We start from the raw sequence: 17,918 nt of genomic DNA, 5'->3' as shown, positions 1-17,918 counted from the left end.
GACGATGCTGCTTAGGTCTATAAGGTTTTTAAGTACTCAATCAGTGCTTTTTTATCGTCATCAGGCAAATCAGTACCATACAGATGTCCCTGATTGGAATTAGCAGCAACGGTCGTATCATATTCAAAACCTACACGTTCAGCTTCTGTTCCTTCGGAAATAAAGCCAACTCTTTGCGAATCGTAAACATCGTAGCCCCGATAAAAGGTTTTGGGACGATCCTCTGGTTTTGCGAACAAATCTTGCAGAGATGGAACAGAACCATTATGTAAATATGGCGCTCTAATCCACAATCCATCGAGAGATACAGCCACATAGCCATCAGTTTTCCGTAATTGGCTGAAATCCCAAGGATAGCCATCACCAAAGTGATTGTAGGTGTCGGCGGCTTGCTGCGTCCACATATCTAAACGATGGCGGTCTGTTCCTACTTCTTCTACAGGAATGACTGTACCTGTTCTTTCACCACCAAAGGCGTGACAAGATGCACAGTTGTTAGCAAAAATTTGACTTCCTTGCGTCGCTAATTTCTCATCCACTGGGAAAGGATATTTAGGTGGCGTAAGCGTAGTGATATAGTCTTCTACTCGTTGCAAATCAGCAACAGGTAAAGAATCTTTCGTTGCACCATCCCCAATTGCGCCTGTTTGCACAGTTTCTTTGAGAGAAGTTTCTAAACCATCCCAATGCAAAGCAAATCCTTTGTGTAGTGCCTGATTCCAAATCGGCATCATATCGGAGTTACCGATAGTGTCATCTTTGGGCAGTTTTAAGGTGTTGAATTTCACCGGGTTAAACGGATCAATTCGACCAGGCCCCCAGTCGGGACGAGAATTCATCCAAGCAAAATCGGCGCTTTGTTGTAGCAGGGCTTTTTTAGTTTGGGGAATAATCAAAAACCGATAAAGTAAGTTTTCGATCCAAGAAAACTCATGATTATATTTGATTTCATCTAAAATATAATCGGCGTTAAATCTGGGGTCGCTGGCGGCTGCACCCAAAAAGCGCACATAAGCTTGGGAATTGAATTTGTTAGAAGGCCCAGCCGGGAAAATATGAGGTTTTTCTAGGGGACTGGTTCTATATGTAGCAGTATGACAAACCGCACAAGTTATACCTACACGGGGGAATCCAATGGTTTTTTTCGTAAAACCAACTGGGGTTTCTTTGCCTTCTTCCCAAGTAATTCCTAAAGAAGTGTAACCGCCTGGCCCTGGTAATTTATCAGGAAAGATGCGGGGTAAAACTAACCAAATCCAATAAGGTATTCCTTGGGCTGGTTCTGTACCAATGGAACCATATTTAAAATGTTCTGCTGGTGATTTGTAGGTAAGCGGCACATCCCGAAATAAATGATACCAAGCAATGTAACCTACACCCCCGACTAACAACACAAAAACTAAAGCAATGCTGGCGAGAATTCTGCCTAATTTCTCTTTAAATATTTTCATAAAATGACATTGCTCCTTGGTAGAAATTAGGAGAATTGTTTGGCTGGTTCTTTGGCGATCGCTTCAGCATTTTCACTCCGCGTTGCTAGAGTTAAGAAAATTGCTTCTACTACACCAAAAAATAAATCTACAAAGGCAATCGATAAAAAGCCTTTATCTTGCCCAAAAAAGAACACGGCACAAATAAAAAATGTTGAACCAAAGGCTCTAGATGGGAATATTGATATCCAAGCAGTTGCCCGATAGCGATTAGGATCAAGTGCGCCCGGAATGTAAAACGCACTAATGATAAATAACAGCATTCCCGCCGCCCTTACCCAGATAATTGGGTCTGGTTGGTGCATCTTTAAAAACCACAACATTAACTCTGGAAAGAAGCAGGAGGGAATTACAAACAACATATTTACAATAATTCCCAGCCAAGTTACACGGCTAAACCACTTTGCATAAGTATTCATTCTTTGCTCCTAATTAACGTGTCAAAACTCTCCTCCCACCAGCATGATTTTTTGCATAAGCTTTAACTGTTCTGACTTCTGAATTCTTGCTAAGATTACAGTTGCTTCATGTACTCAACCAACGCATCTTTGTCTGCTGGTGAGAGTTCAGTTCCATATACATGGCCGCTGTTGCTGTTTCCAGGTTTAGTCGTATCAAATTTAAAATATTGCTTGCCGTTCTCTTGGGCAATAGTTGATACAAACCCAACTTTTTCCCGATCAATTACGTCGTATCCCCGATAAAATTCTTTGGGTCGATTTTCTGGTTTTTCTAGCAAATCTCGCAAAGTCGGAACTGAACCATTATGTAAATAAGGGCCGCGTAACCAAATACCATCTAGAGGTGAGTTAGCATAGCCATTTGTTTTGCGGAAATTCTTAAACCGCCAAGGATAACCTGCATACAAAGTATTTTGGTTAGATAAAGTTTCGTAGGTAAAGGAATTTAAGCGATGGGGATCTGTACCAATTTCTTGAATGGGTACAACTTTACCTACATATTTTCCGTCAAAGGCATGGCAACTAGCGCAATTATTGGCAAACAGTTGTTTTCCGGTAGCAGCTAAAGTTTGATTAACTTCATAGGGATATTTAGGTTCTGGTAATGTCAATAGCCAATCAGCCACTCGTTTAATTCTATTTAAATCAATTGTCGTGGGTGTAACTCCTGCACCTAAAGCGGCACTTTTGTTACGTTCATCAACAGATTTGTTATTCCCATCCCAGTGTAATTCCATGCCTTTACGTGGTTTTTGATTCCAAATGGAAGGGAAATCGGATGTACCGATTAATTCATCCTTACGCAATTTATCCATTGGGAAATGAAATTGAATTGATTTATAAGGATTGAATGTATCGACTCTACCCGGCCCCCACTCTGGTTGATCATCAATAAATTTCAGGCGGTTTCTTTGATTAATTAGCGCGTCGCGGGTTTGGGGAATAGCAATAAACTGATAAACTAGCTTTTCTATGGGATTTAAACCGCCACTAATTTTTTCAATTTCTGGCAGCATTCGGTTGGTAGTAAAGCGCGAATCGATCGCCACATCTGATAAAAATTTAATATATCCCTGCAAGTTGACGACATTAGCAGGCATAGCTGTGATAATTTTGCGATCGCTATTTGGTGTATCACGTATTGTCCCGGTATGGCACACCGCACAATTCAAGCCAACACGGTTAATAAACACCCGCCGTTGCGAAAACCCAATGGGTAAATCTTTTCCTTTTTCTTGAATAAATCCCAAGGAAGTATAACCTTTAGCGGGTAATTTATCAGGAAATAATTCTGGCAGAACTTTCCATATCCAGTAAGGAACTCCATTGACCGCCTCACTACCAATGGAACCATATTTAAAATGTTCTTGGATATCAGCATAATCAACTGGGGAGTTAGATATAACAGGCCAAATTAAAAATATAACTACTGCTACAACTCCCACAATTGCAGCCACAATCCACTTAAAAACCGCCTTCGTTCCCTTTACGACGGTGGGAACTAGCGTCGGACTTGTTTGAGTCATAACAAAATTACTCTCTGGTTAATAGTCAAGAGTCAATGGTCATTTGTCATTAGTAAATTGATGTTTTATGCAACTTTTTCTTAAACCTAATCCCCAACCCCTTCTCCTACAAGGGAACTATGGTGTATACACAAATATTCGTGTAGTACATCTGTCCCGCCTCGGAATGAATTCCGAGTCTCATAGCGCAAGTCATCTGAAGATGACTCAACTAAAAATGTATTCCAGTCCACTTAAGTGGACTTTGGCTATGAGCCTGGAACTTTAGTTCAAGGCGGGATGCGGTTTCATACAGCAAATTTTCGACTTGTGTGTCCACCGTAGGGGAGAGCTTTAAAAATAAATTGCACACCTCATTAAATCTGAATGACAAATGACAAATTAAATGTGTAATGCTGGAACTTCTGCGTTATATTTTGCCGAATCATCACTATGAAAGACTGACATGACTTCTTTGATCATTGCGTCATGGTCATTATCAAAGCGACTGAGTTCATAACAACCCAGGGGATTTTCAATGACATTCAGCAGACATTTATTACAGTAAGTACATGGTCTATCGGGTAAGTCTTTACCTTGTTGCAATTGTTTTGCTAAATCGTTATTGGCAATCAATTGTCGAGCAATTGTCACACCATCACAATAGCCATCTTCAATAGCTTTGCGAATAAATGAACCTTGTTGAAAACCACCAGTACACAAAACCGGAATATTCACGGCTTGTTTAATTGCTTGGGATGAAAGTAAGTTTCTACCTTGGTTTTCTGCCAATAATTTTCTCATGACATCATCGGCGACATCATCACCAGTAAAGGCTGGCGGTGGGAGTTTTCTTTTCACCCGATTCCATAAGAATTTGAAAATTGGGTGTAGCAGTTTGTAACGGAATAAGATGTAGTTGCGAGTTGTATTTTCTCCACTAGAAAGCATTGTGTCATAAGTTTTGGTGATGACATCAAAATTAAAATCACCAATGGGGTTAAGCGGATGAGGGAATAAGCTTCCTACAGAGACATGAACAGCATCAGCACCAGCTTTTTCAGCCCATTTACAAATCTGTACAGATTCTTCTAAAGTATTGCCGGGTTTTTCACAAGGAATCACAGCATCGTTGTAATCAATGGCACTAATTTTAAATTGCAGATGAAAATCATTACCAACTTCTTGCCGAATCGCCCGAATTACATCTAGTAAAAACCGCGCCCGATTTTCGAGTGAGCCACCATATTCGTCGTTGCGATCGTTAATTCCTGAACTAAGAAATTGGTTAAATAAATAACCGTTAGCACTATGTAATTCTACTCCATCCAATCCCGCTAAACGCGCCCGTCTTGCGCCATCAGCAAACATTTGGATGGTTTCTTTAATTTCTTTTAAGGTCATTGCTTGGCAGCGCAAGCCGTGAAATGATTCAGTATTACTGGTAGAACTTAATCCTTTTAAACCATCGTTTTCTACACCACCAATGTCTTGCTGTCTTCCTGAATGGCTGAGTTGCAAAATGAATTTACAGTCGTATTCATGGACTTTTTCTCCGACTTTGCGCCAAAAAGGAATCCTATCATCGCAGTGAATTGTGGCATAGTTGGGCATAATCCGACCGCGAATTGTTACAGGTACAAATGAAGTAATAATCGCGCCAACTCCACCACGGGCAAATTTTTCTTCCCAGTTAATTCTGGCTTGAGTACCTGAACCATCATAGTTATCCCACCTACCGGATATACTGGAGCGAAAAATCCGGTTTTTGACCGTGAGATTCCGAAATTGCAATGGCTTAAAGATAATATCGTTCTCCATACTCTCCCCCCTGTTTGCAATAGAATCAAGTATTAAAATTATTACTGTGTAACTGAAAAATACCCAGATAACTACCATTGATAGATGTTCTGGGGCTTCGTTTGAAATACTTACAAGTTCAAAATTGAGTTTTTCGGATTTCAGGTCAAAGATTAAGTTTTTGTTACTTAGTCTGCTGACCAAATATTCAACTAAAGGCTTACCCGTTAATGGTTGAGCCATTAAATCAGATTTTTTTATGAATGAGTTAAACTAGCATTCTCAACAAAACAAATCTTAAGAAATCCTGTTTTTGATGCTAAGGTTAACGCAACATTAATACTCGCTCCCAAACATAATTTGTTACAAAATTAACCTAGTTTAAAATCTCGCTTACAAGATAACAAATGATATTGATGATGCCAGGGTAAATTTACAATTTTTTAAGTAAATCAGTTGACAAAATAACGGTTTTCTTAGTGACGTTTGGTTAACTTGTGTAGTAATTTCATATATGACCGTGCCTAAAATTAAGGTGCAATATTCTTTATTTGCCATTAGCCAAAAATCTCTGAAAGATAAATCAGGAAAGCGGCAAATTAATGGTGAAGCTTTGTTATTAAGATGCACCTGATTAGGTTTAGGTGTTACTCATAGAGAGTTGTATGAACAAAATACGCCTACTGTGGAAGGGCTGTTTGGTGGTTGTAGCGGCGATCGCAATTATCATTTGCGGTTGGTACAGCACCCCAACAGCTCTAGCTGATGAGTATGGTGAAACACCTGCTCCCATCTCTCAAAAGTATAATGATGCGGGTTATGCTGATAACTGCGATGGTATCGGATATCTCCCGCCATATACTAAAGAAAATCTCACTGACGCTGAAAAAAGAGGCCGTTGTACTTGGTACTTATGGACTGGTGGTAATGGCGAATACTATCGGGATATCGCCAAGCTCACCCACGGCAATGTTGACTTACTCCAGCTAATTGACTCGAAGTACCATGATGAGCGTTTGAAACGCTTTGGTGCAATCAACGACCCCGGATGTGAAAAAGCCACAGAACCAGATAAATATGGGTTGTTGTTGGATAAGTGTAAAGACCCTCTTTCTACTGGTGTGATTGGGTTACGTAAGTTCCCAAACCCCAAATTTGATCCAGCAAAATGGAATGCTGAGAAATACGTCAAGGATGTATCTATTGAGCCTCCATATCTGATTGGACAGTCTTGTGCTATTTGTCACGTTGCTTTAGACCCACTCAACCCACCCAAAGACAAAGAACACCCCCAATGGGAAAACCTTGTGCCAGCTTTGGGTAATCAGTACATTAAGGAAGCTGCATTATTTTCGCTCAAACTCAGAGATGATAGTTTCATCAAACAAGTCTTGCTGGCACAACGTCCCGGCACATCTGACACCTCAAGAATTGCGACAGACCATATTAATAATCCTAATGCGATTAACGCCATTTTTAATTTAGGCGATCGCCCCACATATCCCGAAGTGATGAACGATGGTTCCACCAAAAATGTTAATCACATTCTCAAAGATGGTGCAGACTCCACAGGTGTAGCTACAGCTTCTTTGCGTGTGTACGTCAACATTGGGATGTGTGGTGACTATTGGCTAAAACTGCACGAACCAATGTTAGGTCGAACCCCCCAACGTCCTTTTGATATTGAAACCGCCAGAAAGAATTGTGAAGGCTGGAGACAAACAGAAGCACGGATGGCTGATGCAGAAGCATTCCTCAAAACTATCAAACCGATGCACCTCAAAGATGCACCCGGTGGTGACGCTTTCTTAACCAAAGATGACAAGGTTCTCGAACGTGGCAAGATAGTTTTTGCTGATACCTGTGCATCTTGTCACTCTAGTAAAAAGCCAACTGCTGAAATTGCAGCAGACCCCGAACAAGCGAAGAAATGGTACGAAGAATCAGTACTGAGTAGCAATTTCCTCGACCACAACTTTTTATCGGATGACCAACGCTACCCAGTCACACTACTTGGTACTAACATTTCTCGTGCTTTAGGAACCAACGCGACTAAAGGCCATATTTGGGATCAGTTCTCTTCTAAAACTTATAAAGAACTACCTTCTCCTGGTCAAGTAACGCTGCATAATCCCTTCGATCAAGCCAAACCAATTAATTTCCAAATACCAGCAGGTGGCTTAGGATATTACCGCACACCTTCACTAATTAGTATTTGGGCAACTGCACCATTTCTCCATAACAACACTTTAGGTTTGTATAACGAAGATCCTTCTGTGCAAGGTCGGATAACAGCCTATAACGATGCGATGGAAAAACTTCTATGGCCAGAAAAACGGGAAAACATTATCAGCAGAACTAACAGCAAAACTAAATTAGATTTGCCTCCAGGAGATCCCAATCCGAGATTGCGTTTACCTGTACCTAAAGGTACACCTGTCAACTTGTTGGCAAACGTCAATATGAGAGAGGCGATTACTTCTCTCAATTTGGGTAACTTATTCCAAGATTTAAGACCAGGAGGTGGCATCAAAGGTAAACTCGCCCGCGTATTATTGAGAGCGAATAAATCTCCTGACTTCATTGAAGATAGAGGTCATACTTTTGGTTCTGATTTGTCTGATGAAGACAAAAAAGCACTCATCGAGTTTGTGAAAACCTTCTAAACAACTCGTCAGAATGCTGATCATTTAACTATTCGTTCCTAAGTTGTACTTAGGAACGATAAATATTTAGAATCAGGACTTACGCACCAAGATGGTATGTGGAGATTGGGTTTAGGGGTGAAAGGGTATGGGGTATAAGGGTTTTGAATAATACACCCCTACACCCTGGTCTAAACCCTTGATATTGCGTCTCACTGCGTATGAAAAATAATAAAAATGGAGAATATAAATGCAGTATTTACCAATTATTTATGTGCGTGGCTATGCAGGAACAGATCAAGATGTTGACCAAACGGTGAATGATCCATTTTACGGATTTAATAGTGGTTCAACTCATATTCGGGTGGGAGAAAAAGGTACGCCGGAAAAGTTCTTTTTTGAAAGTCCTTTGTTGCGTTTGATAACTGACCACGGTTATCGTCCGGTGTTTGATAATAAGCAGTTGAGCAGTAATATCAAAACTATTTGGATTTATCGATTTTATGATATGACTTCACCGAGTTTTGGTGAAGAAAAAACCGTCAGGCTAGAAATGGAGGAAATTGCTGAGGGTTTACGAGATTTAATTAATGTTGTGAAAAAAGAAAGTGGTGCAAACAAAGTTTATTTAATCGCTCATTCAATGGGTGGTTTGGTCTGTCGGAGTTTAATTCAAAAAATTTATCCAGATCATAATGAAAAAGCGGAAGACCATATTGATAAATTGTTTACCTATGGCACACCGCATGGGGGAATTTATTTTCAAGTCGGGGGTGGTTTAATTGAAGGCATCAGAGATACTTTGAGATGGAATAATTCTGATGATTTTGGCCCGCAAAGAATGTATGAATATTTCACACCAAAAGTGAAATTAGCGCCAGATTTACCCCAAAATTTTGATACTCAAAGTCTAGATAATGCTTTTTCACCAGATAGGGTTTTTTGTATTATTGGTACAAATGCGCGTGATTATGAAAATGGTGCTGGTTTGTCACAAAAGGCTGTGGGGCCGCAGAGTGACGGTTTAGTACAAATAGATAAAGCTTATGTCAGAGGGGCGCATCGCGCATATATTCATCGGACTCATGGCGGCCGTTATGGGATGGTTAATTCCGAGGAAGCTTATCAAAATCTCCAAAGATTTTTGTTTGGTGATATCAAGGTAAAGCTATCCTTGAGTAATGTAGAATTAATTGACAGCAAAAATACTTTTTATCAAATGGAAGTCCGGGTGGCTTTGCGTGGTCTTCCTACTCCCATACACGAACAAGCCATTGACCGTTATTGTCCCATCACGGTGGAATTAATGCGGGATAAGCCTGTACCTTTGTTTACGGCTTTCTTAATTCCGCGCTATGCAGTAAACGCCGATAATACCTGTAGATATGCAATTCGGTTAGCGTTGCATTCCTTTACAAAAAAAGAAAGAGACTGGTTGTTTGATAGTCACATTGACCAGTTACCTTTATGGTCTGATTATTTAATTGTGGATGTTACAGCCGAAGATAATATATACAAAGCAAAATATTGTTGGAACTCTGAAAGTTTAGAACCAAATATTGATTTAAGTTTAGGTGCTGATATTCTCTTACCGCAACGCGGTCGAGATGTAGTTGGTGCAGAATCAGCTATTAAATTGGAAATTTCGCAATGGCAATAATTTTATTCCTGAAGCACCAAGACTGTCTGTTAAGAATGGGTGTAAGGTTTTAGGGGTGTAAGATTTGATAACACTTACAACATTACTGTTTACTAGATTTTAACTAAGGTAAAGTTATGCAAAGCGATCGCAGAAAAACTGCCCTAATTACTGGTGCATCTGGTGGGATTGGTTATGAATTTGTGAAGTTATTTGCTCAAGATAAATACAATTTGGTATTAGTTGCCAGAAGTGAGCAGAAACTCCATCAAATTGCTGCTGAATTAAGAACTAACTTTAGGATTGAGGTCAAAGTTATTGCTAAAGATTTGGCGAATCCTGCTGCGCCAGAAGAAATTTTTGCTGAGTTACAACAAGCATCAATTAAGGTTGATATTCTGATTAACAATGCGGGATTTGCCAGCTATGGTTTGTTTAACGAAACAGATTTAACTGCGGAATTACAAATGCTGCAAGTTAATGTGATGTGTCTGACTCATTTAACCAAGCTATTCCTGAAAGATATGGTGAAGCAAGGTTATGGCAGAATTTTGAACTTGGCTTCAACTGCGGCTTTTCAACCAGGCCCGTTAATGGCAGTTTATTATGCCAGTAAGGCTTATGTACTATCATTTTCAGAAGCGATCGCTAATGAATTAGAAGGTACAGGTGTCTCTGTAACTGCACTCTGTCCAGGGCCGACAGAATCAAATTTCCAAAAACGCGCCGCAATGGAAGACTCAAAACTTGTCAGTGGTCAAAAAATTATGGATGCGGAAACTGTGGCTAAAATCGGCTATGATGCCTTGTTTGATAACAAAACCGTAGTTGTTCCTGGTTTGAAAAATAAACTACTTTCTGAAAGTGTGAGATTTACACCCAGAAAACTTGTGACCAAAATCGTCAGAAGTATGCAAGAAAGTAAATAAGACAAGGGGGATAAGGGGGACAAGGAAGACAAGGGGGACAAGGGAGATAAGAGAGCAGTATTTCTACCTTGTCTCCCCCCTCTTCCCCCTCTCAGCACTCAGCACTTTTCTCGCATCAGGATTTACACTAATACACAATTTACTCAGTACGGTGTTAGGCTGAAGTCCTTAAATACCAACTGTGTAAATTCTGATGCCATGTCTAAATTAGTATCAGCTTTATTAATTACCGCAACTTTGCTATTAACCGCCAGCCATGACTCAAAAATTTCATTGGCTGGAACTTGTGCTTCTAACTGTGGTAAGGCTCAACTTCAATTTACACCAGGACAACGTGTCCGCGTGCAAGTAGTTAACAGAACTCCGCGTGTGCTGAAACTGCAAAAACCTTCCATTACTGACCCAATTTCCCTCAATCCCGGACAGATTTTATATTTAGATCAGCTAGAAGGCACAGAACCAAACACATCTTTAATATTTTGGGATGAAACGGGTAGGTCAATAGAAGCTAATCTTTCTCGACCGAGTTTAGCTACCTTGCGTGTAGAATTGCGTCCGACTTGGCGCGTTCCTGGCGATCGCTCGGTGTACATTCAAGATGATGGTAGGATAAACGTGCTTTGAAGAAGGGAGGAGGGTGATTAGAGGTAGGTTTGAATCCCCTTCTTTCAATTAGAATTTTCCCATTCAGCAGACAGGCGACGAAAATTAAATACCTCGGCGCTGGGATGACAGCTAACACAGCTACTGAGTTGTAAGGGACGGGGTAAATCAACTTTAGGATGCAAAGCCTTAAACAAACGCGATTTATTCAAGCGATAGGGTGTTTCTTCGTCATTTCGTTGACTGCGAGAGAAATTAGCCAGATATCGCCACACCAAAATTCGGGGCGGATCAACTAATGGCTGGAGTTGTACACCATAATGTTGGGAGTCTTCTAAAAGATTTTTCCAAGTTTGGGTAGGTAAAACTTCTGGAGGGATGGCTATATGACATTTACCACAATTTTCGATGTATAGTTCTTGTCCTAGCCCATATACAGCCGGAACTACATCAACTGTGCCGATTTCTGAAGTAGGAGTCGCACTGTAAACACTGTTTGCTGACGCAAATAGCCAACCCATCACCAGACTCCAAGCTACAATGACCAAAAATAAACCAAAAGGGCGGCGTTTTTTGCGTTGACGAGATTGGCGTTTGACAAGATTTAACATTCCTCACATCCCCAGAGACTTGTAGCTAATCATTGTGACTTATCCGGCGTTGCTGATGTTGCGTTGGGTATTTGATTTGTTTAACTTCCCTTTTGCTTTCTTCAAAGTTAATCGCATTAATCCAAAAACCCCAGCAATTAACCGGAGTATACTAGAAAAGTATGAAATATTTATCTATCTTTCATACTTCATACTTCATAATTCATACTTCAACTTTAATTACTGCCTGTGGAACTATCGTGTAAATCAGAATACGCAATTCTTGCCCTCATCGAAATGGCAACTCATTACGAAAACGGTGAACCGATGCAAATTCGGCAAATCGCTGCTCAACAAAGCATACCCGATCGCTATTTAGAACAACTTCTGGCAACCTTAAGACGTGGAGGTATTATCAAGAGTCAACGCGGCTCTAAAGGTGGCTATCTATTGTCGAAAGAACCTTGGAAAATTACGATATATGAAGTTTTAGAATGCTTAGAAGGTTTAGATGTACGTGTGAGCGAAGAAACATCGACTATCAAAAGTTTAGATAGTGCCGTTATCGATGAAGTCTGGCAAGAAGCCTGTCTAGCTGCAAATGCTGTTTTACAAAACTATACACTCCAGGATCTTTGTGAAAAAAGAGATGCCCGTAAACAGCTAGACATCATGTATTACATTTAGTTATTAGTCAATGCTCAATGGTCAATAGTCAATGGTCAATAGTTTTTACTCTTGACCATTGACTATTGACTCTTGACTAATTACAAAGGAATATTATGCGAGTTGCCCGTAACATTACAGAAATTATTGGTCGTACGCCCTTAGTCCAGTTAAATCGTGTTCCCCAAGCCGAGGGATGTGTAGCACAAATATTAGTCAAGCTAGAAAGTTTGAACCCGTCAGCATCGGTAAAAGACCGCATTGGGATTAGCATGATTAATGCAGCCGAAGCCGAGGGATTGATTTCTCCTGGAAAGACTGTATTAGTCGAACCAACTTCCGGGAATACCGGCATCGCCCTAGCAATGGTAGCAGCCGCTAAGGGTTATCGCTTAATTTTGACAATGCCAGATACCATGAGTGGCGAACGACGGGCAATGTTACGCGCTTATGGGGCAGAATTAGAATTGACTCCGGGGCTGGAAGGTATGGGTGGTGCAATTCGCCGCGCCCAGGAGATAGTTAATACTACGCCACACGCATATATGTTGCAGCAATTTCGCAATCCGGCGAATGCCAAAATTCATCGAGAAACAACCGCCGAAGAAATTTGGGAAGATACCGAGGGTCAGGTAGATATGATTGTTGCTGGAGTGGGTACAGGTGGTACGATTACTGGTGTAGCAGAAGTCCTAAAAGCACGAAAACCAAGTTTTCAGGCGATCGCAGTTGAACCAGCCAATAGCCCAGTCTTATCAGGCGGACAACCAGGGGCGCACAAAATCCAAGGGATTGGTGCGGGGTTTGTACCGCAAGTTTTAAAGATGAAGTTTATTGATGAAGTAATTACTGTTAGTGATGAAGAAGCGATCGCATACAGTCGAAGGTTAGCTAGAGAAGAAGGTTTATTATCGGGAATTTCTAGCGGTGCGGCTTTATGTGCTGCAATTAAAGTTGCCCAACGCCCAGAAAAAGCCGGACGCTTAATTGTGATGATTCAACCCAGTTTTGGCGAAAGGTATTTAAGTACACCGTTGTTCCAAGACCTGGAAGCAAAAATAACTACCAGCGTCAGCTAAAAATTACTTAGACTAATGGTGAATTCCAAACAAACTGAGAACCACTACGAAACTCTCAAAATTAATCCTAATGCCAGCCAAGCGGAGATAAAACAAGCTTATCGCCGCTTGGTAAAATTATTTCATCCTGATAGCAATCAAAAAACAGCCGATAAAGATGAAATTATCCGCATCAACGCTGCTTATGAAGTCTTAGGTGATAGCCAAAGTCGCCTTGACTATGACCAAAAATTGCAAGATGAATCTCAAAATCGCCAACAACGGGCAGCATCAGCGCAAAAACATTACCAAGCCAATCGAAAATCAGGTAAAAATGTTGATGAACAAATTGAAGAATGGCTACGTTTAATTTATCAACCAGTTAACAGCGTTCTTGGTGAAATACTGGATTCCCTAGAAGAGCAAATTGAGCAATTAGCCGCCGATCCTTTTGATGATCAATTATTAGAATCATTTCAAGAATATTTAGATATTTGTCGAGACGAGATTAAACAAGCTCAATTTATTTTTCGTTCACTGCCTAATCCCCCTAGTTTAGCGAGAACGGCGGCACATCTCTACTACAGCATTAATCAAGTAGCCGATGGTATAGAAGAATTTGCATACTTTCCACTTAGTTATGACGATCGCTATCTGCACACAGGTCAAGAAATGTTTCGCATAGCGACCAGATTATACTACGAAGCCCAAGATTCAGTGCATAAATAAACTTAAATTGATAGCTAAAGGAGAACAGGATGAATAATGCGATCGCTGCTAATACAACTTTAGCTGAAACATTACCACCCCAAAATATAACCATCCTGCACGGCATTCAATGGGACACCTATCAAAATTTAGTGCGAGATTTAGAGTCACAACCAGGAACCAAACTGACTTATGATAACGGAACTTTAGAAATACTCATGCCTCTACCACCCCATGAAACTTTTAAGAAATTACTTGGTCGCTTTGTTGAAGTAACGACAGAAGAATTAGGAATTGAAATTCGCAGTTTAGGTTCTACAACTTGGACACGAGAAGATTTACGCAAAGGTTTAGAACCAGATGAGTGTTATTACATTCAAAACGAATTAGCTGTGCGCGGTAAAGATGTCATCGATTTAACACTTGATCCGCCCCCAGATTTAGCAATTGAGGTTGATAATACTAGCAGTTCAATGAATCGAATGGGGATTTATGCGGCGCTAAGAGTACCAGAAGTATGGCGTTTTGACTGTGAGACTTTGACAATTTGTAGCTTAGTTAATGAAGAGTATCAACCTTGTGAAATTTCCTTAGCATTGCCAATATTTAATGCTGCTGTGCTGATGCAATTTTTAGAATTAAGTTTAACAATGGGGGAAACAAGTTTAATTCGTTATGTACGGCAATGGGTAAAAGAACAATTAGCAAAATCATCCACATGAATTGAGTAAAAATATTGAATCGCGGGAAGATTTATCTCACGCAGAGACGCAAAGGCGCAAAGAAGAGAGGAGTATAAGTAGACCAAAGACAGTTCCGTGTATCACAATGCCGTCCTGATCAATGTACCACCAACCGCATAGACCGCGTTAAAACCAATTCTTACTGCCCAAATTGGCGCTGTATAAATTTAAATTTATTAGGCTCATGCTATCATTTGAAGACAGAAGCCATAGTCAAAAGTTTAATTCAAGAGGCTGCATTGTTTACTTGCATCTGTGGTAAAAAATATGCGATCGGCGCATCTCCTAAACCTTCAATCAAGAAACACCAGAGTTTTATGGAGATTTGAGAGAATTTCAATCTGATATGATGAATTTCCCTTTCTCAACCTTCACGAGAATAGGCTCACCTTGACGCTCTCTTTGTGGTGTAAACTGGAGTCCATATCCTGATGTTTCATTACTTGAAAGTGTCACATTTTGTAAATTCTCTAATACCGTATTCCGAGAAGCATTAGAAGATAGAGATTTAATTAAAGCCTTAGTAGCATCATAACTAGTAGCAGTACGCCAACTAATTTCTCCTCCCCATTGCTGCTGTGCTTGTTGGGCAAATAGTTCAGCTTTTTGTGTGCCTCTAAACCAAGGAACGGATAGAATTAAACCTTCAACATCTTTTCCGCCTCCACGCAAAGTTTCTTCACTATATAACGAATTCTCACCTATTAGCTTTAAAGCTCGTTTTTGGGTATTTGAGGGATTATTTTTGAGTAGTTGATTCACCTTGGCAATGTTGATAGCAATTTCAGTGTATTTTACATCTGGAAATAACATAGCTGCTTCTGCCCCATATTTAGACAAACTGCTAGGAACTTCTTTCTCTGCATCAAATGTGTTGAGAGTTAAGTCAATCATTGGTGGGCGCACTACTTCACCTCCTAGTCCTACAAAGTATGTTGCAAATAAATTTCTGAGTGCGCTAATATATGAACTTTTAGGATTAGCAAAAATCACTACTTTTTTTAATTTGAGATTTTTGTAAGTATATTCTGCTAGTTTTTGACCTGCGGCTGCGTCGGAAACAACTGCTCTAAAGAAAACTGGGTTTTGTAAAAAAATGCTGGTGCTAGTGGGAGAGATGACAGCTAATTTTGCTTGTCCATATTCTGGTAGTACAGCTTGAGTAACTTCACTATAATTATGACCAATTACTGCTAAGATGGATTGGTCTTTAATTAGTTCCTGTGCTATTTGTTTTGCTTTCTCTGGGTCATTAGAATCGTTAGCAATGACAATTTCTAGTAATCTACCGCTAAAGCCATTATTTTTATTAAATTGATTTTGTGCTTGTGCTACGCCGCGTAACATTTCTTGAGCATTACCAGTTCGGTTGTCTGCTGGTACAGCTACCGCCAGAGTCAGAGGTGAACCTTGTTGAAGAGCGCGGGCATTATTAGAGTAAATTAGTACTTCAGGATCAGAGCGATTTGCTGCTACAGCCTTGTCAAATAATTCAACCGCTTGTTGATAATTACCTTGTTTAAATGCGGCAATTGCCTGGTCACGAAAGATGTTAGTAATATTAGGAAAAAAAGTGCGATCGCCTCTACTAATTCTATTGGTATCTGCTATGCAAAAAAAGCCTAAATTTTTCTGTTGACCGACTGGACAAGTTCGGAAAAATTGATCACCACGAAGAATTATAATACTAATTCCTAATATAGGTAATATTGCAGTTAAAATAAAAAACTTAGATTTTGTCGAATTATTTTTGAATATATCTATTGTCTTGAAAATTGTATTGAAAATAGTGAAATCAAATTTTGCAGAATTATTTATTGCAATATTATGTGTAGTACTCAACACATGGGAATCATTGACATTATTATTTGAATAGATGGTGATTTCACCTTTATTGTGATTTTTTTTTTGCTCAATCTTATCTAATTCACCAATCTCTTCTCTCAGGGGATGACGTTGTATAATCCAGCGACGCACCAATTCTATTTTTATCCTCTGTCTTGTGTCATCCAAAAAACCATTGTCTCCTAATTTTTTAATAGCTTGCTTAATTCGACTATCTTTTTCATCAATACTATAGCTTTTTAAAAGTTTTGAAGGATTTCCTGCATTTTCTTGAGCTTCTGCCACTGCTGAAAATAACACTTTTTCCGGTATAGAAAATCCATCCCAAAACCATGCCAAACTAGCTTCACCTAGCTCAATTGCTTTGTCTATCACTGCTTCCACATCTTCTTTGCTAACATTGAAAGCTTCCTTTTCCCTAGCTCTTACAAAAATAGCAAAGCATATCACTTGTGTAAAATATGGATGACCTGCGGATAGCTTAAAAATAGCTTCTATAGCGTCTTTTTCATATGACAGAACACCTTGGGCTGGTTTAGTAATTAAATTCTCAGTACTGATCTTATTTAATAGCCCAATTTCCTGTATGATCGGTACATCATTAAATATCTGAATAATATTTTGTGTATTTAATAGTTCTTGCCCTATAAATAAAATTAGATATAATTTATCATCTAGATTAATGATTGCAGATAAATATTTAAAAAATTCTTCTAATGATGATTCTGAATTTTCATTACTTAAAGCCTCAAATTCATCAAGTAACAATACTAAATTTTTGCCTTCTAATTTTTGATATACTTGCGAGAGGAATTGGTTGTAAAAAATATCAGGAATAACTTCTAATTCTGTACTTTTTGGCAATTTTATATGATCTTGCTCTAATTGGATATCTTCGACAATTTTTTCGGCTAGGGCTGCTAAAATTCCACTCAGTGGTTCTTGGCTGTAGTCTTCTAAATCAAAAGAAATAAAAACAAAATCATCTAGATCCTGAGATTTTTTAGGAATATTACGAATGATAGATGATTTACCAATTCGTCTTTGACCATGTAACAACAGTACTCGCTGATGATCTTGAAGATTCTTCTTGATAAACGAAAACAAATCTTCTCGCCCAACAAGAATCTCTCGGTCGTCAATTGGGCGACCGATAATGTATGGATTTCTTGGCATGTAAGATGAAGTAATCATACCTTCATAATATCTCCAAAACTAGTGATTTCATCAGCCAAA

At 39.5% G+C, this 17,918-nt stretch carries 14 protein-coding genes; 8 read left to right on the top strand and 6 right to left on the bottom strand.

Features of this window, described 5'->3' with window-relative positions; genetic code table 11:
* Positions 1-17: 17 nt before the first annotated feature.
* The 4 genes from H6G77_RS07920 to H6G77_RS07905 all read right to left on the bottom strand — a co-directional run bounded on the left by H6G77_RS07920 (position 18) and on the right by H6G77_RS07905 (position 5,277).
* Positions 18-1,451, bottom strand: a complete 1,434-nt coding sequence (locus H6G77_RS07920) for a c-type cytochrome (protein WP_190871271.1) — start codon at positions 1,449-1,451, stop codon at positions 18-20.
* 26 nt (positions 1,452-1,477) lie between these two features.
* Positions 1,478-1,909 carry a hypothetical protein gene (locus H6G77_RS07915; RefSeq protein WP_190590299.1) on the bottom strand — a complete coding sequence of 144 codons (432 nt, stop codon included), beginning with the start codon at positions 1,907-1,909 and terminating at the stop codon, positions 1,478-1,480.
* Positions 1,910-2,004: 95 nt separating this feature from the next.
* On the bottom strand, positions 2,005-3,477 hold the full coding sequence (locus H6G77_RS07910) for a cytochrome c (protein ID WP_190871270.1): 1,473 nt from the start codon (positions 3,475-3,477) through the stop codon (positions 2,005-2,007).
* A 381-nt stretch (positions 3,478-3,858) separates the two neighbouring features.
* Positions 3,859-5,277 carry an NADH:flavin oxidoreductase gene (locus H6G77_RS07905; RefSeq protein ID WP_190871269.1) on the bottom strand — a complete coding sequence of 473 codons (1,419 nt, stop codon included), beginning with the start codon at positions 5,275-5,277 and terminating at the stop codon, positions 3,859-3,861.
* Positions 5,278-5,921: 644 nt separating this feature from the next.
* Here H6G77_RS07905 and H6G77_RS07900 point away from each other — a divergent pair.
* The 4 genes from H6G77_RS07900 to H6G77_RS07885 all read left to right on the top strand — a co-directional run bounded on the left by H6G77_RS07900 (position 5,922) and on the right by H6G77_RS07885 (position 11,093).
* Positions 5,922-7,922: a hypothetical protein gene (locus H6G77_RS07900; protein WP_190871268.1), complete on the top strand. Its 2,001-nt coding sequence runs from the start codon at positions 5,922-5,924 to the stop codon at positions 7,920-7,922.
* Positions 7,923-8,151: 229 nt separating this feature from the next.
* Positions 8,152-9,561, top strand: coding sequence for a triacylglycerol lipase (locus tag H6G77_RS07895; protein WP_190669072.1), 1,410 nt, complete (start codon positions 8,152-8,154; stop codon positions 9,559-9,561).
* A gap of 116 nt (positions 9,562-9,677) precedes the next feature.
* Positions 9,678-10,469: an SDR family oxidoreductase gene (locus H6G77_RS07890; protein ID WP_190871267.1), complete on the top strand. Its 792-nt coding sequence runs from the start codon at positions 9,678-9,680 to the stop codon at positions 10,467-10,469.
* Between the two features lie 198 nt (positions 10,470-10,667).
* Entirely contained in the window at positions 10,668-11,093 is a 426-nt protein-coding gene (locus tag H6G77_RS07885; protein WP_190871266.1) for a hypothetical protein, read from the top strand.
* A 44-nt stretch (positions 11,094-11,137) separates the two neighbouring features.
* On the opposite strand, the gene H6G77_RS07880 is transcribed toward H6G77_RS07885, so the two are convergent.
* Positions 11,138-11,683, bottom strand: coding sequence for a cytochrome C (locus H6G77_RS07880; protein WP_190871265.1), 546 nt, complete (start codon positions 11,681-11,683; stop codon positions 11,138-11,140).
* A gap of 228 nt (positions 11,684-11,911) precedes the next feature.
* On the opposite strand from H6G77_RS07880, the gene H6G77_RS07875 reads away from it, so the two are divergent.
* The 4 genes from H6G77_RS07875 (at position 11,912) to H6G77_RS07860 (ending at position 14,816) form a co-directional block, all read left to right on the top strand.
* Complete coding sequence (locus tag H6G77_RS07875; RefSeq protein WP_190590291.1) at positions 11,912-12,349, top strand: Rrf2 family transcriptional regulator; 438 nt, start codon at positions 11,912-11,914, stop codon at positions 12,347-12,349.
* A 95-nt stretch (positions 12,350-12,444) separates the two neighbouring features.
* Positions 12,445-13,407 (top strand): cysteine synthase A, encoded by a 963-nt coding sequence (cysK, locus tag H6G77_RS07870; RefSeq protein ID WP_190871264.1) that lies wholly within the window; start codon positions 12,445-12,447, stop codon positions 13,405-13,407.
* A gap of 15 nt (positions 13,408-13,422) precedes the next feature.
* A complete protein-coding gene (locus tag H6G77_RS07865; protein WP_190590289.1) occupies positions 13,423-14,115 on the top strand; it encodes a J domain-containing protein in 693 nt (230 codons plus the stop codon).
* 29 nt (positions 14,116-14,144) lie between these two features.
* Positions 14,145-14,816 carry a Uma2 family endonuclease gene (locus H6G77_RS07860; RefSeq protein WP_190871263.1) on the top strand — a complete coding sequence of 224 codons (672 nt, stop codon included), beginning with the start codon at positions 14,145-14,147 and terminating at the stop codon, positions 14,814-14,816.
* A gap of 357 nt (positions 14,817-15,173) precedes the next feature.
* On the opposite strand, the gene H6G77_RS07855 is transcribed toward H6G77_RS07860, so the two are convergent.
* Positions 15,174-17,858 (bottom strand): ABC transporter substrate-binding protein, encoded by a 2,685-nt coding sequence (locus tag H6G77_RS07855; RefSeq protein WP_242049172.1) that lies wholly within the window; start codon positions 17,856-17,858, stop codon positions 15,174-15,176.
* Positions 17,859-17,918: the final 60 nt, after the last annotated feature.

This window comes from Aulosira sp. FACHB-615, from assembly GCF_014698045.1.
GTDB lineage: Bacteria > Cyanobacteriota > Cyanobacteriia > Cyanobacteriales > Nostocaceae > Nostoc_B.
Note: the sequence above shows the minus strand (reverse complement) of the source record. Positions and strands in the feature narration are given on the sequence as shown.